The organism is Rhodococcus sp. 06-156-4, from assembly GCF_002259345.1.
Lineage (GTDB): Bacteria > Actinomycetota > Actinomycetes > Mycobacteriales > Mycobacteriaceae > Rhodococcoides > Rhodococcoides fascians_E.
On record NZ_NPGB01000028.1, the window covers coordinates 107,373 to 126,688 of the forward strand.

A 19,316-nucleotide genomic window follows, 5' to 3' on the forward strand; every position below is an offset into this window, starting at 1 on the left:
GGAGTAGCAATGAGCGTCGAAGAACGCACCGAATCACCGGGGAACGACCCCGACGCCACTCCGAGCGGCCTCAAGAAGGTCGTCGGTGCATCGATGGCGGGCACCATCGTCGAATGGTACGAATTCTTCCTCTACGGCACCGCGGCCACGCTGGTCTTCTCCAAGATCTTCTTCGCAGCAGGCACGAGTGAGCTCGACGCCATTCTCGCTGCATTCGTCACGTACGCCGTCGGCTTCGTCGCACGTCCGCTCGGCGGCATCGTATTCGGTCACTTCGGTGACAAGTACGGCCGAAAGAAGCTGCTGCAGTTCAGCCTCGTCCTGGTCGGCGGCGCAACGTTCCTGATGGGATGTCTGCCGACGTTCAACCAGATCGGCTACTGGGCGCCTGCTCTTCTCGTCGCGCTCCGGTTCATCCAGGGCTTCGCCGTCGGCGGCGAATGGGGTGGCGCGGTTCTGCTCGTCGCAGAGCACAGCCCGAACAAGAGCCGTGGATTCTGGGCCAGCTGGCCGCAGGCAGGCGTACCCGCCGGAAACCTGCTCGCCACCGTGGTGCTGCTCATTCTGACCACCGTCCTGCCGGAGGACGACTTCCTCAGTTGGGGCTGGCGCGTTGCGTTCTGGCTCTCCGCAGTGATCGTCTTCGTCGGTTACTACATCCGCACCAAGGTCACCGACGCCCCGATCTTCGTCGAAGCACAGAAGCAGGCCGAGGTCATCAAGGCAGCGTCGTACGGTGTCTTCGAGGTCCTCAAGCGCTACCCGCGTGGCGTCTTCACGGCCATGGGCCTGCGCTTCGGTGAGAACGTCATGTACTACCTCGTCGTCACGTTCACGATCACGTACCTCAAGGTCGAGGTCGGTACCGACACCCAGACGATTCTGTGGTGGATGCTCGTCGCCCATGCCGTGCACTTCTGCGTGATTCCGTTGGTGGGCAGGCTCGCCGACCGCGTCGGCCGCCGTCCCGTCTACTTCTTCGGCGCAGTCACCGCAGGAACCTGGGGCTTCTTCGCCTTCCCGATGTTCAACAGCGGTCACAACGTGGTCATCATGCTCGCGATCATCATCGGCCTTGTGTTCCACGCCTTCATGTATGCAACGCAGCCGGCGATCATGGCAGAGATGTTCCCGACGCGTATGCGTTACTCCGGCGTGTCCCTCGGCTATCAGGTGACGTCGATCGTCGCGGGCTCGCTGGCGCCGATCATCGCAGTTGCGTTGCTCGACCGCTTCGGCTCGGGCGTTCCGATCGCCTGGTACCTCGCGGCGTCCTGCGCGGTCACGTTGATCGCCGTCATCGCCGCCCGCGAGACCAAGGGCCTGGCACTGGAGACCATCGACATCGCCGACGCGAAGAATCTGGCCACCGAAGCCGAGCTCGCCAAGGCAGGGCTGCTCGAACCGGACGTGAAGCGATGACCGACCTGACCGGACGCACCGCACTCGTCACCGGTGGTGCGTCCGGAATCGGGGCAGCGTGTGCACGCGAACTGGCCTCGCGCGGAGCGACCGTCACCATCGCCGACGTCGACGAAGTAGCGGCGAAGGAACTTGCGTCCGAGCTCCACGGCGAGACCTGGGCAGTGGACCTGCTGGACGTGGCCTCGCTCGAAGAGCTGCACCTCGACACCGACATCCTGGTCAACAACGCGGGAATTCAAACCGTCGCCTCGATCGTCGACTTCGACCCAGCCGCGTTCCGGCGGATCCAGACCCTGATGGTGGAAGCCCCGTTCCTGCTGATCCGAGCTGCGCTGCCCGGCATGTACTCGCGAGGGTTCGGACGAATCGTCAACGTCTCCTCGGTGCACGGCCTCCGCGCATCGGAATACAAGGTCGCGTACGTGACCGCCAAGCACGCCTTGGAAGGACTGTCCAAGGTCACGGCACTCGAAGGCGGCCCACACGGCGTCACGAGCAACTGCGTCAACCCCGGTTACGTGCGAACGCCGTTGGTGGAGAAGCAGATCGCCGACCAAGCGGCCGCGCACGGGATCGACGCAGACCAGGTGCTGGAAAAGGTCATGCTGACCGAGAGCGCAGTCAAACGACTCGTCGAACCGGCAGAGGTGGGATCCCTCGTCGGATGGCTGGCGTCCTCGGATGCCGGCATGGTCACCGGCGCGTCGTACACCATGGACGGTGGTTGGTCGGCGCGATAGGGCTGTCGCCCGTCACGTCCGGACGTGATGCTCGCGGACCCGAGAACGAAGAAAGCCCCCTGCACGTGCAGGGGGCTTTCTCACCGCGGAGGATAGGGGATTTGAACCCCTGAGGGCGTTAACCCAACCCGCGTTCCAGGCGAGCGCCATAGGCCACTAGGCGAATCCTCCGTGGGGAAGCATACCGGGTTACCCCCGTCCGATCCCAAACCGGCTGCTCGTGGGCCGATTCGGAGGCCTGTAGCGGGGCCTCGCGGCAGTCGTGGAACCCTGCCGGTCACCCGTCGTCGACGGTGCGGCTACACTCTTCACTGGATCCCGCGCGGCGCGCATCCTGTGAACTCCCCCAGGGCCGGAAGGCAGCAAGGGTCAACGGGCTCTGCCGGGTGCGCGGGGTCCCCTTTATGTCAAGGGACCAGCATCACGAGAGGCCGCTCCGCATGTCAGCGCAAACCCAGTTCGGGTTGATGAACCATGAGGAGCTCGTCGCCGAGCACGAGCGACAGGCAGCGAGCTACGAGCAGCTGAAGGCCCAGAATCTCTCCCTCGATCTCACCAGAGGCAAGCCGTCGCCCGAGCAGCTCGATCTGTCCTCGGATCTGCTGACACTGCCCGGTGGCGATTTCCGCGACGGCAGCGGCACCGACTGCCGCAACTACGGCGGCCTCGCCGGCCTGCCGGAACTGCGCGCGATCTTCGGGGAGCTGCTCGGGATTCCCGTCTCGAACCTCCTTGCGGGCAACAACGCAAGCCTCGAGATCATGCACGACCTCGTCGTCTGGTCCCTGCTGCACGGCCTGCCGGACTCACCGCGGCCGTGGTCGGCGGAACCCAACATCCGTTTCCTCTGCCCAGCTCCCGGATACGACCGCCACTTCGCGATCTCCGAGAGCTTCGGCATCGACATGATCCCGGTCCCGATGAACCCGGACGGCCCCGACGTCGAGGAAATCACGCGGCTCGTGGCGTCGGATCCGCAGATCAAGGCCCTGTGGGCGGTCCCGAACTACTCCAACCCGACGGGTGCAGTGTTCTCCGAAGAGGTCGTGCGCGCACTGGCGTCCGTCCCGGCTGCGGCACCCGACTTCCGGATCTTCTGGGACAACGCCTACGCCGTTCACCCTCTGACCGCGGAGTTCGCACCCGCGTACGACATTCTGGGCTGGGCAGCCGAGGCCGGGTATCCCAACCGCCCGTTCGTGTTCGCGTCGACCTCCAAGATCACGTTCGCCGGTGCAGGCGTCAGCTTCTTCGGAAGTTCCGACGCGAACCTCGAGTGGTACCTGAAGCGTCTCGGCACCAAGAGCATCGGGCCGGACAAGCTCAATCAGCTTCGCCACCTTCGCTTCTTCGGTGATGCCGACGGTGTGAAGGCCCACATGGCCAAGCATCGCGAGATCCTGGCACCGAAGTTCGCTCTCGTCGGACAGATTCTGGAAGATCGCCTCGGAGCGTCCAAGATCGCCTCCTGGACGGAGCCGAAGGGCGGGTACTTCATCTCGCTCGACGTGCTGGACGGTACGGCAGCCCGGTCCATCGCTCTGGCGAAGGACGCGGGCATCGCACTGACCGGCGCAGGCTCGGCTTTTCCGTACAAGAAGGACCCCGAGGACCGCAACATCCGCCTTGCGCCGAGCTTCCCGTCGCTCTCCGAGCTGGAGAAGTCGATGAACGGCGTTGCGACCTGCGTACTTCTGGCCGCGGCAGAAAAACTCCTCCGCACCACGTGAGTACTTGTGTAGCGCCCATGGTCGCTCCGCAGGCTTCGCTCCTGCCGCAGGGCCTACACAAGTACTCACAGCGGATCAGTGGCCTACTACGACTGCGCCTTCCGGGGCTGCGGGGAGCAGACCGGGCTTGACGACGATGGCCGAGATGACGGCTCCGAGCAGGAAGATGCCCGTCGCCCACCAGAACGTCGTCGTGTAGCTGGCGATTTCAGCGTTGGCTTGGAGTGCGGCTGCATTCGACGCCGACGCCAGGTTGTCGGTCACGTAGTTGGTGGCCGCGGTGGCCGCGATGGTGCTCAGAAGTGCGGTACCGATGGACCCGCCGACCTGCTGCATGGTGTTGACCGTTGCCGAGGCAACACCGGAATCGTCGGGGTTCACTCCCGAGATCGCGCCCTGCATGGCCGGAGCCATCGTCGCGCCCAAGCCGAGGCCCATGATGATCAGGCCGGGCAGGATATGCGTCGCATACGCGGAGTCGACGGCGATCTGGGTGAGCAGTCCCATGCCCAGTGCGGCGACGAGAAGGCCCGACGTCATGAGAACGCGAGGTCCGAAGCGCGGCAGCACGATTGCCGTCGACAGCGTCGCGGTGACGATGAGGGCGGCGATCATCGGCATGAACGCGAAACCGGTGCTGATCGGTGTGAACCCGAGGGTGTTCTGCAGGTAGTACGTCAGGAACAGGAACACCGCGAACATGCCCGCACCCGTCACGAAGACGGCGAGGAACGATCCGGCGCGGGTGCGGTCGAGGATGATGCGCAGCGGAAGCAACGGGTGTGACACACGCTGCTGGATGGCGAAGAACACGCCGAGCAGCACCACGCCGGCGGCGAGGAATGCGATGGTGACCGTGTTGCTCCAGCCGTCGGACTCGGCGTGAGCGAAGCCGTAGACGATGGCGAACAGCGCTGCCGACACGGTCAGCGTTCCGGGAATGTCCAGGCGTGGACGGACGTCGGCCTTGTGCTTGGCGAGCAGGAGGAATCCGGCGACGAACGCGAGTGCGGCGAACACCAGGTTGATGTACAGGCTCCAGCGCCAGTTGGCCCATTCGGTGAGCATTCCGCCGAGCAGTAGGCCGAGTGCACCGCCGCCGCCTGCGATGGCGCCGAAGATACCGAACGCCTTTGCTCGTTCCTTCGGGTCGGTGAACGTGGTGGCCAGGAGCGAGAGCGCCGCGGGTGCGAGCAGGGCGCCGAACACGCCCTGGCCGGCGCGTGCCGCGACCAGCATGCCGAAGTTGACGGCTGCGCCACCCACCGCGGACATCACGGCGAATCCGATGAGCCCGATCAGGAAGGTGTTACGGCGTCCGAACAGGTCGCTCAGTCGCCCGCCGAGCAGCAGGAGGCTGCCGAATGCCAGGGCGTAGGACGTGACGACCCAGGAGCGGTTGGCGTTGTCGAAGCCGAGGTCGAGCTGGGCGGCGGGCAGAGCGATGTTCACGACGGTGGCGTCGAGCACCACCATGAGCTGGGCGAGGCCGAGGGTGGCGAGGATCAGCCAGCGGTTTCGGTGTGCCCTGGCGTCGGTGGTCTCCTCCGTCGCCAAGGTCGACGACGAGGTGTCGTCCGGTGACAATGCGGTCATGGTCATCCTTCGATTCGGCTATACGGAGGTGTACCCTCCGGTTACGAAGACGAAGGTAGCAGCTAAGTGGAGGAATGTCCTCCGCTTTTCGGGTGAAACGGACATCGAATGAGTGTGAGAGCCGACACAGGCGTGAAGAAACCGTTGCGAGCGGACGCGGAACGCAACCGCCGACGAATCGTCGACGCGGCTCGCGAACTGTTCGCCTCGCGCGGAATCGACATCACGCTCGACGACGTTGCTGCTCATGCGAAAGTCGGTGTGGGGACGGTGTATCGGCGGTTCTCCTGCAAGGAGGAGCTGATCGACGGCGTGTTCGAGCAGCGTATGCAGGAAATGCTGGCCACCGCGGAAAGCGCTCTGGCTGCTGAAGATCCGTGGGACGGACTCGTTCTGTTTCTCGCGGATCTGTTCGCAGGAATGTCGGCGGACAAAGGTCTGGGCGAGGTCGTGCTCGGCACGGACGAAGGATGCAACGGAATCGCCCAGATGAGGGAGCGGATCGACCCGTACGTCGACCGTATCGTGATGCGTGCGCGCGACTCCGGCCAACTGCGCGCCGACGTGGAGGTCAACGACCTGTTTCCGCTGATCGGAATGATCGGTGCGGCTTCGGAATTCATGAAGACGGTAGAGCCGGACAACTGGAAGCGGTACTTCACGATCGTGCTCGACGGCCTGCGTTCGACGCCGGGCGCCGCGACGGAGCTACCCGGTAGGCCGTTGACGGCGGAGGAGATCTCGATCGCGAAAGCGGACATGCATCGCCGACGACGCTGACGCACTCTCGGTGATGCGCTACCCCACTCTTCCCAAGTGTGTCCCCTGTCACGTATGGTCCCAGTCGGATATCACTACCGGTGGGTAAGTACGGGGGTTGGACGATCGATGCGAGTATCACGATTGCTGGGCACTGCGGTGGGCGTTGCACTGCTGGCGGCGGTGACGGGAGTCCCGCTCGCGTCGGCGCAGCCTGGAGCGGGATCGTCCACCGGGTCGACGGGTGAGTCCGACTTCTACCTCCCGCCCACCCCCTTGCCCGACGGCGGTGCCGGAGACGTGATTCGCACCGAGCCGTCGCCTCTGGCGCTGTCGGTTCCCGGTATCGGCGGACCGCTCCCGGGGACGGCGACGCGAATCATGTACCGCAGCACCGACTCCAACGACGCACCCAACGCGGTCACCGGGACCTATATCGATCCGGCGGCGGAATGGACGGGACCCGGCCCGCGGCCGCTCGTCGTGCTGGCACCGGGGACGCAAGGCCAAGGAGATCAGTGTGCACCGTCGCGCATGCTGAATCGGCTGATCACGTACACGCCACCACTCGGATTCATGGTCGAGTACGAGGTCCTGGCCGCGTACTCCTTGCTCTCGCAGGGATACGGCGTCGTGATCACCGACTACGACGGTCTCGGAACACCCGGCGCGCACACCTACGTCAACCGCGCGGCCGAGGCGCACGCTGTTCTCGACGCCGCCCGCGCTGCCCAGCAGCTACCCGGCACCAAGATCGCTGCGGGCGGACCCGTCGCGACGTACGGATACTCCCAGGGCGGTGGCGCAGTAGCGGCCGCAGCCGAGGTGGCGGGCGATTACGCTCCCGAACTCGACCTCGTCGGCAGCTACGCAGGCGCTCCGCCTGCCGACCTGAAGCAGACCCTCGAACAGGTCGACGGCACCATCCTCACCGGCGTCATCGGGTACACCCTCAACGGTCTGCTGAAATCGGATCCCGACCTTCAACCTCTGATCGACGAGAACATCAACGACGCAGGCCAGGCCATGCTGCGGCAGGTGGCGAATCAATGTGTGGGCGAGACGATCCTGACCGTCGGACTGCATCGGACCACCGAGTACACCCGCACCGGCGAGCCGATGTCGGTCGTCCTGGATCGGCTTCCCAAGGCCCAGGAGATCCTCGCGAAGAACAAGATCGGCCTGCGCACGCCGACCGCCCCGGTGCTCGTCCAGTCCGGGACGTCCGACGACATCGTCCCGCACGGTCAAGCCGTCGAACTCGCGGGTGCCTGGTGCAGCAGGGGAGCGACGGTTCAGTTCAGCGCCGCGAATGTTCCGTCCATCGTCCCCGGTTCGGGTGCGGGACATATCATTCCGGACCTCCTCGGACTCGGCGAGGCGCAGAACTGGATCAAGGACCGTTTCTACGGCGTGCCCGCCCCGACCAACTGCTGACGTAGGCGATCCCACCAGCACAGCGCCTGGTGTAGAAAGATCAAGGTCCGGGTACAGGACTGAAGGACTTTCGACAGGCAGAGGACGGCGGATGGGGATCTCGATGGACAGGTGGGCTCGCTGTGCGTGAGAACTACAACGAGCAACTCGTCGAGATCCGAGCCGACCTCGCGGACATGTGCACCCTGGCCGAGAAGGCGATGGCGTCGGCGACGCAGGCGTTGCTGACGGCCGATCTGGCGCTGGCCGAGGAAACCATCAGCAGCCGGGAACGCATCGACGAACTCGCCGCGGCGTGGGAGCACAAAGCATTTTCGGTACTCGCGTTGCAGTCACCCGTCGCGCTGGACCTGCGAATCATGGTGAGCGGGATCCACATCGTCGCCGATCTGCAGCGAATGGGTGGCCTCGCCATCCACATCGCCGAGCTCGCGCGCAGACGTCACCCCGCTCACGTCCTCCCCGTCGAGGTGGAGAGCGTCTTCGCCGAGATGGGCCGCGTCGCGGTCGAGCAGGCCGACGCCACCCGCGAGGTTCTGCTGACCAGGGACGCGGACCTGGCCGCCGAGCTGCAGGTCAAGGACGAGAAAATGGACGAGCTGCACCGCAGCCTGTTCACCCTGACCTCGTCTCCCGACTGGCCGCACGGTGTCCCCGCCGCCGTCGACATGACGCTCCTCGGACGCTTCTACGAGCGCTTCTCCGATCACACGGTCGAAGTCGCCAAGCGTGTCATCTTTCTCGTCACGGGCGAATTCCGCCCCGACGAGTCCTGAGGGTGCTCGAGTCCGATCTGCAGGATCGAATGAACGGTGGCAGGATCATCACAATGAAACGCGAAGTCTCGGCCTACCTCGACGTGGACGTCACCGAGGCGAGCACCCTGGAATTCCAGATCGCCATCGCTCCACACCCGGGCGCCGAAGTGTGGGAAGCGCTGTCGTTCACTCTCGATGGCCAGCCGGTCGATTTCCAGGAGATCAGCGGCGCGCACGGCACCCGAATCCACAAGTTGCATGCGGGCGTCGGAAAGCTCGAGGTGTCGTACTCGGCCACCGTGTACGGCAACACCGACCCGGCGCCTGTGTCGGATTACGATCTCTCGCTGTATCTACGTCCCAGCAGATATGCCGAGGCCGACAAGTTCTTCGGTTTCGCGGCAACGGAATTCGGTTCCTACGCGGCGTCGGAGAAATTGCTCGCCGAGGTGTCGTCCTGGGTCGGCTCACGGCTCAACTACGTTCCGGGAAGCAGTGACCCGATCGACGGTGCAGTGGACACCCTCCTCGCAGGTGCAGGTGTGTGCCGGGATTACACCCATCTCGTCGTGGCGTTGCTGCGTGCGGTGAACGTACCGGCACGGCTCGTCGCGGTGTACGCACCCGGATGCGACCCCATGGACTTCCACGCCGTCGCCGAGGCATTCGTCGACGGCCAGTGGCGTGTGGTCGACGCGACGTGCCTGGCTCCGCGGTCGACGCTGGTGCGGATCGCCACCGGTCGTGACGCCGCGGACACGGCATTCCTCGACAACCACGGCGGTTCCATCACGCTCAACAACGCAGTCGTCGGGGCCGTCGTCGACGGACCACTGCCCTTCGACGACATCACTCAACTGGTATCCATCACCTAGGAGCCTCGATCCACAGGTGGCATGATCGACGACATGTCTCCCACCTTGCATCTGACTGGCGACGCGGAAGCCGACGCGTTGTTGGCCGAGGACCCGTTCGCGCTGCTCATCGGGATGCTGCTGGATCAGCAGGTGCCCATGGAATCGGCATTCGCGGGCCCGAAGAAACTCGTCGACCGTCTCGGTGACCTGAAGGTCGACACCATCGCGCAGGCCGACCCCGACGAGTTCGCCGCGGTGTGCGCGACGACCCCTGCAGTGCACCGCTTTCCGGGCTCGATGGCCAAGCGGATTCAGGGTCTCGCGGAGTTCGTCGCCGAGAACTACGACGGCAAACCCGACGAGATCTGGCGTCGCGGCGACCCGAACGGCGCCGAGGTTCTGAAGCGGCTGAAAGCACTACCGGGATACGGCGACCAGAAGGCCCGCATCTTCCTCGCGCTCCTCGGGAAGCAGATGGGCGTCACTCCCGAAGGCTGGCGGGACGCCGCAGGGGCCTACGGCGACGACGGTTCCAGGCGTTCCATCGCCGATGTCGTCGACGAGAAATCCCTGCTCGAGGTCCGCGAGTTCAAGAAGGCAGCGAAGGCAGCCGCGAAGAACAAGTGAGACGCGCTCCGGCCATGGCGGCGGGCATGCTCGACCGCCCGACGGGGTTGTGCCGGTGTCGGTGCGCGCCGGTACCCTTCCATGCGTGGCTCTCTACCGGAAGTACCGTCCTGCGACGTTCGCTGAGGTCGTCGGGCAGGAGCACGTAACCGAACCGTTGAGCACCGCGCTCAACTCCAATCGGATCAACCACGCATACCTGTTCTCCGGGCCCCGAGGCTGCGGTAAGACGTCGTCGGCGCGCATCCTCGCGCGGTCGCTGAACTGCGTCGAAGGCCCGACGTCCACGCCGTGCGGCGTCTGCAACTCCTGCGTCGCTCTCGCGCCGGGTGGGCCGGGCAACCTCGACGTCGTCGAGATGGACGCGGCAAGCCACGGTGGCGTCGACGACGCACGAGATCTCCGAGACAAGGCGGTCTACGCGCCCGCCGAATCGCGCTACGTCATCTTCATCATCGACGAGGCCCACATGGTCACGACAGCAGGCTTCAACGCACTGCTCAAGGTCGTCGAAGAGCCGCCGGAGCACCTTGTCTTCATCTTCGCGACGACGGAGCCGGAGAAGGTGCTCCCGACCATCCGTTCGCGTACGCACCACTACCCGTTCCGGCTGCTCCCGCCGTCGACCATGCGTGGGCTGCTCGAGAAGATCACCGCGCAGGAATCTGTCCCCGTCGAGGATCCCGTCTATCCGTTGGTGATTCGAGCCGGCGGCGGATCGCCGCGTGACTCGCTGAGCGTGCTGGACCAGCTGCTCGCAGGCGCAGGACCCGAAGGCGTCACGTATCCGCGGGCACTGTCCCTGCTCGGCGTCACCGACGTCGCGTTGATCGACGAAGCCGTGGATGCACTCGCGGCCGGGGACGGTGGATCACTGTTCGGGACGGTCGACAAAGTGGTCGACGCCGGACACGATCCGCGCCGCTTCGCGACGGACCTGCTGGAAAGGCTCCGCGACCTCATCCTCATGCGCGCCGTCCCCGACGCAGGTGAGCGCGGGCTGGTCGATGTTCCCGGTGACGTTCTCGAACGTCTGCGCGACGAAGCGGGCCGCATCGGCTCGGCGACCCTGGCGCGCTATGCAGAGATCATCCACGCCGGTCTGGGGGAGATGCGCGGCGCCACCGCACCGCGCCTGCTGCTCGAAGTCATGTGTGCGCGGATGCTGCTTCCCTCGGCATCCGACGCCGAATCTGCTGTGCTGCAGCGTCTCGAGCGTCTCGAGCGGCGCCTGGACGTCACGTTGCCCGCCGGCGAGCAAGCAGCCGTCGACCAGGCTCCGCAGCGTCGTGCTGAGCCGTCGACCCCCAGCGCGCCGCCGGTCGACGACACACCGCCCAAGTTCGTCCGGCCGTCCCAACGGGCGGCTGCGGCCCCCGAGCCTGCAGCGCCCGCGCCTGACGTACCTCCCGTGGTTCCGACCGCTCCCGCAGTCCCTCCGGCACCTGCCGCCAGCATTCCGACGACGCCCGAGCCCGAACCCACTCCTGAGCCCGAGCCGACGCCGCAGCCCGAGCCCACTCCTGAGCCCGAGCCGACGCCGCAACCCGAGCCGACGCCGCAACCCGAGCCGACGCCGCAGCCCGAGCCCGAACCCACTCCTGAGCCCGAGCCCACTCCGGTGCCGCAGCAGGACCCCGAGCCGACCCCGGAACCCGAGCCTGTTCCGGAGCCTGTGTCGACCCCGGAACCCGAGCCGACCCCGGAACCTGAAGCGGCGCCCGTAGAGCCCGAGCGTCCGGTCGCCGAACCGACCCGCGCGTTCGACTTCCCTGCGCCGGTCGAGCCCGAGCCTGCCCCGGAACAGATACCAGCCCCTGAACCAGTACCGAATCCGGAGCCCGAGCCGGTTGCGGCGGCGTCCACTCAGCCGGACGCCGCGGCGATTCGTGCGGTCTGGTCCGAGGTCCGAGCCAAGGTGCGCGAGCGCAGCCGCACGGTCGAGGTCATGCTGTCCGGTGCCTCGGTTCGAGCGGTGAGCGACGGCTCGATCACGCTCGGCCACGATTCCGCGCCGCTCGCGAAGCGGCTGCAGGAAGGACGGAATGCCGACGTCATCAGGGATGCGCTGCGTGATGTGTTCGGTGTCGACTGGCAGGTGACGTGCGTCGTCGGAGCAGCAGCTCCTGCTGAGGAAGCTCCGGTCGCCAAGGCCGCGCCCGAGCCTCCGAAAGCGCCTCCGACCAAGTTCTCGCGTCCGAGCCAGGCGAACAAGCCGGCTTCGACGGCGCGGGAGTCGGGAGCGACCGACCACGGATACGACGACATACCGCCCCCCGAGGCGCCCGACTATCCCGACGACCCCGAGCCGGCCGGTCCACCGCCCCCGGAAACACCGGAGGACGAGGAAGAGCTGCTCAAAGCGGCCGCCGAACCTGCCGACCCGTCGGTGCGGCGCGACCCGGAAACGGTGGCCATGGAACTGCTGCAGGCAGAACTCGGAGCAACTCCGCTCAAGGAGTAGGAGTCAGCACCCTTCTTGCCGAGCTGACACGCCCAGTCCGCGGATAGAAGGCGTGCTGGGTCGGTAGAAAGGGTGCTGAGTCGACCACATGACCGACCTTGGTCAGGTTGCTTCGATGTCCTCGGGGTCGACGAAGACGAGTCGGCCGTCGTCGAGGGCGACGGCGTAGCGGTGAGCCCGGGCCCAGGTGCGGTCGACCGATGCCGTCTGCTCACCGAAGTCTTCCTTGACGACGCCTGATTCCTTGGGCCACTGGTCGCGTGGCAGGGAAGAATCGGAGCTGTAGCGCACTTTGACGTGCGCTCCGACCGCGAGCGGCTTCTGGGTGTCCATGGTCATCATCTCCGTAACTGGCCGAGCTCGAACCTCCCCCGCAGGCTCCACTCTGTGGAACCGGTTCGTTCCGCTGGCTCCACTCCCATATCCCCCCGAGTGGTGATGCTATCTCTACCCCTGTCTCGTCGAGCTGAAACGCACGCGCCGGTCACGGACCGCGCTCGTTTCGGTCCTTCACCGGGTTGTGTACCGCGTTCTAGTGTGAGAGGAGCCGAGGTGTGATCCTCGAGTCCTGCGGCGCCCTCGGGTGCCGCCGCCGAGTCAGAAGTACGTGGAAGGAACGACCGCGCTGTGACTACAGAAGCGTTCATTTACGAAGCCATCAGGACCCCACGCGGCAAGGGGAAGAACGGCTCACTGCATTCCGTCAAGCCCATTTCGCTGGTCACCGGCCTGATCGACGAGTTGCGTCGACGGTTCCCCGACCTCGACGAGAACCGCATCTCCGACTTGATCCTCGGTGTGGTCTCCCCGGTGGGCGATCAGGGTGCCGATATTGCGCGCACCGCGGTTCTGGCCGCGAAGATGCCGGACACCGTGGGCGGATTCCAGCTCAACCGGTTCTGCGCGTCCGGCCTCGAAGCCGTCAACCTGGCTGCGCAGAAGGTGCGTTCCGGCTGGGACGAGGTCGTCATCGCCGGTGGTGTCGAGTCCATGTCCCGCGTCCCGATGGGCAGTGACGGCGGCGCGTGGGCGATGGATCCGGCCACCAACTACGACACGTACTTCGCGCCGCAGGGCATCGGCGCCGATCTCATCGCGACGATCGAGGGGTTCAGCCGCGAAGACGTCGACGCCTACGCAGTGCAGTCGCAGGAGCGTGCCGCCGCTGCATGGTCGGGTGGCTACTTCGCCAAGTCCGTCGTACCGGTCACCGACCAGAACGGCCTGCTGATCCTCGACCACGACGAGCACATGCGTCCGGGCAGCACGGTCGAATCGCTCGGCAAACTGAACCCGGCCTTCACCGGTGTCGCTGCGATGGGTGGATTCGACGACGTCGCGCTGCAGAAGTACCACTGGATCGAGAAGATCGATCACGTCCACACCGGTGGTAACAGCTCCGGCATCGTCGACGGTGCAGCCCTCGTCCTTGTCGGTAGCGAGCAGGCAGGCAAGGACCTGAACCTGGTTCCGCGTGCGCGCATCGTCGCGACGGCCACCTCCGGTGCAGACACGACGATCATGCTGACCGGCCCGACGCCCGCGTCGAAGAAGGTTCTCGCAACCGCAGGATTGACCGTCGACGACATCGATCTCTTCGAATTGAACGAGGCGTTCGCGTCCGTCGTCCTTCGCTTCCAGAAGGATCTGCAGATCCCGAACGAGAAGCTCAACGTCAACGGTGGAGCCATCGCGATGGGCCACCCGCTCGGCGCCACCGGAGCCATGATCACCGGAACCGTGCTCGACGAGCTCGAGCGTCGCGGCGGCCGGTACGCACTCATCACCCTGTGCATCGGCGGCGGCATGGGCGTTGCCACCATCATCGAGCGAGTCTGAGGAACACACCATGAGCGAAAACATGATCACCTGGGACCAGGATTCCGACGGCATCGTCGTGCTCACGATGGACGACCCCAACCAGGGCGCCAACACGATGAACCAGTTGTACAAGGACTCGATGGGCGCGACCGTCGATCGGCTGGAGAAGGAACTCGACTCCATCACCGGCGTCGTGATCACCTCGGCGAAGAAAACGTTCTTCGCCGGTGGTGACCTCAACAGCCTCATCACCGCGAAGCCCGAGGACGCTCAGCGCGTGTTCGACGAGGTGCAGGAAGTCAAAGCGCAGCTGCGACGCCTGGAGAAGCTCGGCAAGCCCGTCGTCTCCGCGATCAACGGTGCTGCACTCGGCGGTGGACTCGAGATCACTCTTGCGACCCACCACCGGATCGCCGCGAATGTCTCGGGCGTTCAGCTCGGTCTGCCCGAAGTATCCCTCGGTCTTCTGCCCGGTGGCGGTGGCGTCACACGCATCACGCGCCTGCTCGGCATCCAGAACGGATTCATGACGGTCCTCGCCCAGGGCACCCGGTTCCGTCCGGAGAAGGCTCTGGAGATCGGCCTCGTGCACGAGCTCGTCGACAGCATCGACGCCCTCGTGCCCGCGGCGAAGGCGTGGATCAAGGCCAACCCCGAGGGTGGCGTCGCACCGTGGGACGTCAAGGGCTACAAGATCCCCGGCGGCACCCCGTCGAACCCGAAGCTCGCTGCCGTCCTGCCTGCGTTCCCGTCGAACCTGCGTAAGCAGATCAAGGGTGCGCCGATGCCGGCGCCGCGCGCGATCCTGTCGGCCGCAGTCGAGGGCGCTCAAGTCGATTTCGACAATGCGTCGACCATCGAGTCCCGCTACTTCACCGAGTTGGTCACCGGCTCGGTATCGAAAAACATGATCCAGGCGTTCTTCTTCGATCTGCAGGCGATCAATGCAGGCAAGTCCCGCCCGGACGGCATCGAGAAGACGACGTTCACCAAGGTCGCAGTGCTCGGTGCAGGCATGATGGGCGCCGGTATCGCCTACGTGTGTGCCAAAGCGGGCATCGAGGTGGTCCTCAAGGACGTCGCCATCGAATCCGCGCAGAAGGGCAAGGCGTACTCCGAGGCCATCGAGGCCAAGGCACTCTCGCGTGGCAAGACCACTCAGGAGAAGTCCGACGCGCTGCTCGCGCGGATCCATCCGACCGCCGATGCCAAGGACGTCGAAGGCGCCGATCTCGTCATCGAGGCGGTCTTCGAATCCGAGGAGCTCAAGCAGAAGGTGTTCCAGGAGATCGAGGACCTCGTCGACCCGTCGGCGTTGCTCGGTTCCAACACCTCGACGCTGCCGATCACGAGCCTCGCTCAGGGCGTGAAGCGTCAGGAGGACTTCATCGGAATCCACTTCTTCTCGCCCGTCGACAAGATGCCGCTGGTGGAGATCATCCGCGGCGAGAAGACGTCGGACGCTGCGCTGGCGAAGGCCTTCGACCTGGTACAGGTCATCAAGAAGACTCCGATCGTCGTCAACGACAGCCGCGGATTCTTCACCTCGCGCGTCATCGGCACTTTCATCAACGAGGCCATCGCGATGCTCGGTGAAGGTGTGGAGCCGTCGACCATCGAGCAGGCAGGTCTGCAGGCCGGCTACCCGGCGGCGCCGCTGCAGCTGTCGGACGAGCTGACGCTCAACCTGATGCAGAAGATCCGCAAGGAGACCTACGACGCCATCAAGGCCGCGGGTGGAACTCCTCCCGAGGATCCGGCCGGCGCAGTCATCGACAAGATGGTCGACGAGTTCGAGCGTCCGTCGAAGGCCAAGGGCGCAGGCTTCTACGAGTACGCCGACGGCAAGCGCGCCGGCCTGTGGCCTGGCCTGCGTGACGCGTTCAAGTCAGGTACCGCGGACATCCCGTTCGAGGATCTGAAGGAGCGCATGCTGTTCATCGAGGCCATCGAGACACAGAAGTGCTTCGACGAGGGTGTCCTGAACACCACCGCCGACGCCAACATCGGCTCGATCTTCGGCATCGGCTACCCGGCCTGGACCGGTGGTGTGCACCAGTACATCGTCGGCTACGAGGCCCAGGACGGTTCCCTCGGTCAGGCTGCGTTCGTCAAGCGTGCCGACGAGCTGGCTGCCAAGTACGGCGAGCGGTTCACCGCGCCGGACTCGCTCCGTTAGGTGAGTGGAAATGTGTCCCCTGGGACACATTTCCACTCACAGGGCGCGGTACGCGATCAGGCGTTCCGCGCCATCGGTGAACTGTCGGCGCATCAGCGTGCAGGCCGCATCCACGTCGCCCGCACGGAGAGCGTCGATCAACTGTTCGTGATTACGCACCGCCGCTCGCCCCCATTCCGGATCCGACGCGTACAGCCGGGTGGGGGTGTAGCGGGTGGCGTTGTTGAGAAACCACGCCAGCTTGGTTGCACCGGTGAGGCGATTGAGAACCCGGTGGAACTCGAACTCGGCGATCTCGACTTCCTCGGCCTGATTCTTTTCCACCGCCGCGGCCAGGGACTTGTTGAACTTCTCCAGCTCGGCAACGACGTCGTCGGTGATCTTCGGTGCCGCCCGGCGGACCAGTTCGACTGCGATCTGTCCCTGTAGCCAGAAGATGTCGACGATGTCCTCGGGCGTGAGCGGGGAGACGACGTAGCCGCGGTGCGGCACCAGTTCCACCATTCCTTCGCCCCGCAACGTGAGCAGTGCTTCGCGGACCGGGGTGACGCTGACACCGAGTTCGGCAGCCGTCTCGTCGAGTCGGATGAAGTCGCCCGGACGGACCGCGCCGGACATGACGATGTGCCGCACGTGGTTGGCGACGTCTTCGGACAATTGTGGGCGCCGACGCAATGCGGGGGCACCGTCCGCTGGTGATCGACGCTGCTGGGCCATTCGGTCAGCTTAGGCGTCGCAGGAGTGGAGCCTGCGGAATGACTGAGTCGAAGCAGGAGGGGAGCCTGCGGAATGATGGGTTGTCAGTCTGCACGGACTGCGGGTGGAGCTGCAATGACTCGTGCGGCTACTGGACCCAGGACGGCCATGAGCAGTACGTAGGCGGTGGCCAGGGCGGCGAGTTCGCCTTCGACGGCTCCGGCTGCGACGGCCAGGCCTGCGATCACGATCGAGAATTCTCCTCGGGCGACGAGGGCGGCGCCGGCGCGGAGTTGTCCGGGTCTGCCGATGCCCTGACGTCCGGCGGCCCATGCGCCGGTCATCACTTTCGTGATGGTGGTGACGGCGGCCAGCAGTAGTGCCCAGCCGAGTACCGGTGGCACTGTCGCGGGGTCGGTCTGTAGTCCGAAGACGACGAAGAACATTGCTGCGAACAGGTCGCGGAGGGGTTCGAGTACGCGGGTGGCGTTGTCGGCCGTCGAGCCGGAGATCGCGATTCCCAGGAGGAACGCGCCGACGGCGGCGGAGACTTGCAGCTCGGAGGCGATTCCGGCGACGAGGAGCGCGGAGCCGAGCACTTTGAGCAGCACGACTTCGCGGTCTGGGCTGTCGACGATCGCGGACACGAATCGTCCGTACCTCAGGGCGACGACGAGCACGACGGTGATGACGAGCAGGGAGATGCCGAGCGCTTCGAGGCCGCCGAGGAAGCTGACGCCGCTGAGCACCGCTGTCAGGATCGGCAGGTAGATCGCCATCGCCAGGTCTTCGAACACGAGGATCGACAGGACGACGGGCGTCTCGCGGTTGCCGAGTCGCCCCAGGTCGGTGAGGACTTTTGCGACGATTCCCGACGACGAGATGTAGGTGACTCCGCCGAGGACGAGCGCGCCGACGCCGCCCCAGCCGAGTACGAGTGCGAGCACCGCGCCCGGGGTGAAGTTGAGGACGATGTCGACGATTCCGGCCAGCGATGACCGGCGTAGTCCGGTGACGAGTTCGGCGGCGGTGTATTCGAGCCCCAGGAGCAGCAGGAGAAGGATGACGCCGATTTCGCTGGCGATTTCGCTGAATTCGTCGATTCCGCCGAGGGTGACGAATCCGCCGTTGCCGAATGCGAGGCCGCCGAGCAGGTAGAACGGGATGGGCGACACGCCGATCTTGCCGGCGAGGCGAGCGAGAAGTCCTAGTGCGAAGAAGACCGCGCCGAGTTCGATCAGCGCGAGCGCGCTCTCGGCCATGTCGCTATCTGCCGAGCAGCTTGGCTGCGGCGTCGAGGCCGTCGGCGGTTCCTACGGCGACGAGCAGGTCGCCCGCGACGAGCGTGAAGTCGGGATTGGGTGACGGTTGCACCTGGCCTGCGCGCATGACGGCGACGATGGACACACCGGTCTTGGTGCGCATGGTGGTGTCGCCGAGGGTTCGGCCGTCGAATCGCGAGCCCAGTTTGATGGGCAGTTGGCGTGTGTTGATGCCGGGAAGGTCGCGATGCTCTTCCCCGAGCTGAGCAATGAGTTGCGGCGTGCCGAGCAGGTTGCCCAGCGCCGCCGCCTCCTCATTGCTCAGGGTGATGGACGCTTGTGTTGCGTCGGGGTCGTCTTTACGCGAAACGATCAGCTCGTTCGCCCCGTCTTTGCGGGTGATGACACCGATGCGGCGCCCGGATGCGAGGGCGAAATCCTTCCGCACCCCGATCCCGGGCAGCAGGGTCACTTCGACGTTCATGGGGAAATGCTAGCCCCGCACGAGCGAGATATGTCCTCGATAACCCTGCAGGCCGATCCAGCGTCGTATCAGGACGCGACAGCCGCCAGAAGTGCCTCGCGCTGGTTTGCGCCGAGTCCACCGATACGGCGGGTGTCTGCGATGGACAGCTGCTCGAGCAGCTGTGCGGCGCGCACCGAACCGACACCCGGAAGTGCCTTGATCAGGGCGGACACCTTGGTCTTCTTCACGATCTCGTCGTTCTCGGCCTTTGCGAGAACGTCAGCGACGCTGAGCTCGCCGGACTTGACGGCGGCCAGCAGCTTCGACCGGGCGGTGCGTGCCTCGGCAGCCTTGGCCAGAGCCGCGGTGCGCTGTTCCGGAGTCAATACTGGTAAAGCCATGGCCTGTTCTCCTCGATTGTGGTGACCCGTCGCTTTGTTGACATGGTCTTCGACCCTCTTGCATCGTGCCTGGTGGCTCCGACAATCTATCGAACCAA

Annotated in this window: 17 protein-coding genes, 1 tRNA gene and 1 other RNA gene; 12 read left to right on the plus strand and 7 right to left on the minus strand. The window is 65.4% G+C overall.

Annotated features, from left to right (window positions below):
* Positions 1-9: 9 nt before the first annotated feature.
* A complete protein-coding gene (locus tag CH290_RS20400) occupies positions 10-1,422 on the plus strand; it encodes an MFS transporter (RefSeq protein ID WP_019662866.1) in 1,413 nt (470 codons plus the stop codon).
* Positions 1,419-2,165: a 3-hydroxybutyrate dehydrogenase gene (locus CH290_RS20405; protein ID WP_033190068.1), complete on the plus strand. Its 747-nt coding sequence runs from the start codon at positions 1,419-1,421 to the stop codon at positions 2,163-2,165. The genes CH290_RS20400 and CH290_RS20405 overlap by 4 nt, the downstream gene beginning before the upstream one ends.
* A gap of 86 nt (positions 2,166-2,251) precedes the next feature.
* Here the strand turns inward: CH290_RS20405 and CH290_RS20410 are convergent.
* Positions 2,252-2,336, minus strand: a tRNA-Ser gene (locus CH290_RS20410).
* A 138-nt stretch (positions 2,337-2,474) separates the two neighbouring features.
* Between CH290_RS20410 and ffs the strand changes: the two genes are divergently transcribed.
* Together ffs and CH290_RS20420 are read left to right on the plus strand one after the other, a co-directional pair.
* Positions 2,475-2,571, plus strand: an RNA gene (gene ffs, locus CH290_RS20415) — signal recognition particle sRNA small type.
* A gap of 34 nt (positions 2,572-2,605) precedes the next feature.
* Positions 2,606-3,895: an aspartate aminotransferase type Ic gene (locus CH290_RS20420; RefSeq protein ID WP_033190069.1), complete on the plus strand. Its 1,290-nt coding sequence runs from the start codon at positions 2,606-2,608 to the stop codon at positions 3,893-3,895.
* A 75-nt stretch (positions 3,896-3,970) separates the two neighbouring features.
* On the opposite strand, the gene CH290_RS20425 is transcribed toward CH290_RS20420, so the two are convergent.
* Positions 3,971-5,491: a DHA2 family efflux MFS transporter permease subunit gene (locus CH290_RS20425; protein WP_019662869.1), complete on the minus strand. Its 1,521-nt coding sequence runs from the start codon at positions 5,489-5,491 to the stop codon at positions 3,971-3,973.
* Positions 5,492-5,623: 132 nt separating this feature from the next.
* On the opposite strand from CH290_RS20425, the gene CH290_RS20430 reads away from it, so the two are divergent.
* From CH290_RS20430 to CH290_RS20455, 6 genes are all read left to right on the plus strand, one after another.
* A complete protein-coding gene (locus tag CH290_RS20430; protein WP_019662871.1) occupies positions 5,624-6,271 on the plus strand; it encodes a TetR/AcrR family transcriptional regulator in 648 nt (215 codons plus the stop codon).
* Between the two features lie 108 nt (positions 6,272-6,379).
* Positions 6,380-7,687, plus strand: a complete 1,308-nt coding sequence (locus tag CH290_RS20435; protein WP_371828086.1) for a lipase family protein — start codon at positions 6,380-6,382, stop codon at positions 7,685-7,687.
* Positions 7,688-7,809: 122 nt separating this feature from the next.
* Positions 7,810-8,463 (plus strand): phosphate signaling complex protein PhoU, encoded by a 654-nt coding sequence (gene phoU / locus CH290_RS20440; RefSeq protein WP_019662873.1) that lies wholly within the window; start codon positions 7,810-7,812, stop codon positions 8,461-8,463.
* Between the two features lie 53 nt (positions 8,464-8,516).
* A complete protein-coding gene (locus CH290_RS20445; RefSeq protein WP_026347385.1) occupies positions 8,517-9,320 on the plus strand; it encodes a transglutaminase-like domain-containing protein in 804 nt (267 codons plus the stop codon).
* A gap of 33 nt (positions 9,321-9,353) precedes the next feature.
* Positions 9,354-9,929: an HhH-GPD-type base excision DNA repair protein gene (locus tag CH290_RS20450; RefSeq protein WP_026347386.1), complete on the plus strand. Its 576-nt coding sequence runs from the start codon at positions 9,354-9,356 to the stop codon at positions 9,927-9,929.
* Positions 9,930-10,014: 85 nt separating this feature from the next.
* Complete coding sequence (locus CH290_RS20455) at positions 10,015-12,393, plus strand: DNA polymerase III subunit gamma and tau (RefSeq protein WP_033190217.1); 2,379 nt, start codon at positions 10,015-10,017, stop codon at positions 12,391-12,393.
* A gap of 102 nt (positions 12,394-12,495) precedes the next feature.
* Here CH290_RS20455 and CH290_RS20460 read toward each other — a convergent pair whose 3' ends face one another.
* On the minus strand, positions 12,496-12,735 hold the full coding sequence (locus tag CH290_RS20460; protein WP_019662877.1) for a hypothetical protein: 240 nt from the start codon (positions 12,733-12,735) through the stop codon (positions 12,496-12,498).
* 285 nt (positions 12,736-13,020) lie between these two features.
* Between CH290_RS20460 and CH290_RS20465 the strand changes: the two genes are divergently transcribed.
* Both CH290_RS20465 and CH290_RS20470 read left to right on the plus strand, forming a co-directional pair.
* Complete coding sequence (locus CH290_RS20465; protein ID WP_020111033.1) at positions 13,021-14,232, plus strand: acetyl-CoA C-acetyltransferase; 1,212 nt, start codon at positions 13,021-13,023, stop codon at positions 14,230-14,232.
* Between the two features lie 10 nt (positions 14,233-14,242).
* Positions 14,243-16,393: a 3-hydroxyacyl-CoA dehydrogenase NAD-binding domain-containing protein gene (locus tag CH290_RS20470; RefSeq protein WP_019662879.1), complete on the plus strand. Its 2,151-nt coding sequence runs from the start codon at positions 14,243-14,245 to the stop codon at positions 16,391-16,393.
* A 36-nt stretch (positions 16,394-16,429) separates the two neighbouring features.
* Here CH290_RS20470 and CH290_RS20475 read toward each other — a convergent pair whose 3' ends face one another.
* The 4 genes from CH290_RS20475 to mihF form a co-directional block, all read right to left on the minus strand.
* Positions 16,430-17,110: a GntR family transcriptional regulator gene (locus CH290_RS20475; protein ID WP_170947543.1), complete on the minus strand. Its 681-nt coding sequence runs from the start codon at positions 17,108-17,110 to the stop codon at positions 16,430-16,432.
* A gap of 83 nt (positions 17,111-17,193) precedes the next feature.
* Entirely contained in the window at positions 17,194-18,351 is a 1,158-nt protein-coding gene (locus CH290_RS20480) for a cation:proton antiporter (RefSeq protein WP_019662881.1), read from the minus strand.
* A gap of 4 nt (positions 18,352-18,355) precedes the next feature.
* The gene (locus CH290_RS20485) at positions 18,356-18,835 is read right to left on the minus strand and encodes a cation:proton antiporter regulatory subunit (RefSeq protein ID WP_019662882.1); all 480 of its coding nucleotides are present in this window, start codon (positions 18,833-18,835) and stop codon (positions 18,356-18,358) included.
* Positions 18,836-18,903: 68 nt separating this feature from the next.
* Entirely contained in the window at positions 18,904-19,218 is a 315-nt protein-coding gene (gene mihF, locus CH290_RS20490) for an integration host factor, actinobacterial type (RefSeq protein WP_026347388.1), read from the minus strand.
* Between the last annotated feature and the right edge of the window lie 98 nt (positions 19,219-19,316).

Excerpts from the sequence above, each read along its gene's own strand:
- CH290_RS20400 (WP_019662866.1), top strand. The coding sequence starts at position 10 with ATGAGCGTCGAAGAACGCACCGAATCACCGGGGAACGACCCCGACGCC.
- CH290_RS20405 (WP_033190068.1), top strand. The coding sequence starts at position 1,419 with ATGACCGACCTGACCGGACGCACCGCACTCGTCACCGGTGGTGCGTCC.
- CH290_RS20420 (WP_033190069.1), top strand. The coding sequence starts at position 2,606 with ATGTCAGCGCAAACCCAGTTCGGGTTGATGAACCATGAGGAGCTCGTC.
- CH290_RS20425 (WP_019662869.1), bottom strand. The coding sequence starts at position 5,491 with ATGACCGCATTGTCACCGGACGACACCTCGTCGTCGACCTTGGCGACG.
- CH290_RS20435 (WP_371828086.1), top strand. The coding sequence starts at position 6,380 with ATGCGAGTATCACGATTGCTGGGCACTGCGGTGGGCGTTGCACTGCTG.
- CH290_RS20445 (WP_026347385.1), top strand. The coding sequence starts at position 8,517 with ATGAAACGCGAAGTCTCGGCCTACCTCGACGTGGACGTCACCGAGGCG.
- CH290_RS20450 (WP_026347386.1), top strand. The coding sequence starts at position 9,354 with ATGTCTCCCACCTTGCATCTGACTGGCGACGCGGAAGCCGACGCGTTG.
- CH290_RS20460 (WP_019662877.1), bottom strand. The coding sequence starts at position 12,735 with ATGATGACCATGGACACCCAGAAGCCGCTCGCGGTCGGAGCGCACGTC.
- CH290_RS20470 (WP_019662879.1), top strand. The coding sequence starts at position 14,243 with ATGAGCGAAAACATGATCACCTGGGACCAGGATTCCGACGGCATCGTC.
- CH290_RS20475 (WP_170947543.1), bottom strand. The coding sequence starts at position 17,110 with ATGGCCCAGCAGCGTCGATCACCAGCGGACGGTGCCCCCGCATTGCGT.
- CH290_RS20480 (WP_019662881.1), bottom strand. The coding sequence starts at position 18,351 with ATGGCCGAGAGCGCGCTCGCGCTGATCGAACTCGGCGCGGTCTTCTTC.
- CH290_RS20485 (WP_019662882.1), bottom strand. The coding sequence starts at position 18,835 with ATGAACGTCGAAGTGACCCTGCTGCCCGGGATCGGGGTGCGGAAGGAT.
- mihF (WP_026347388.1), bottom strand. The coding sequence starts at position 19,218 with ATGGCTTTACCAGTATTGACTCCGGAACAGCGCACCGCGGCTCTGGCC.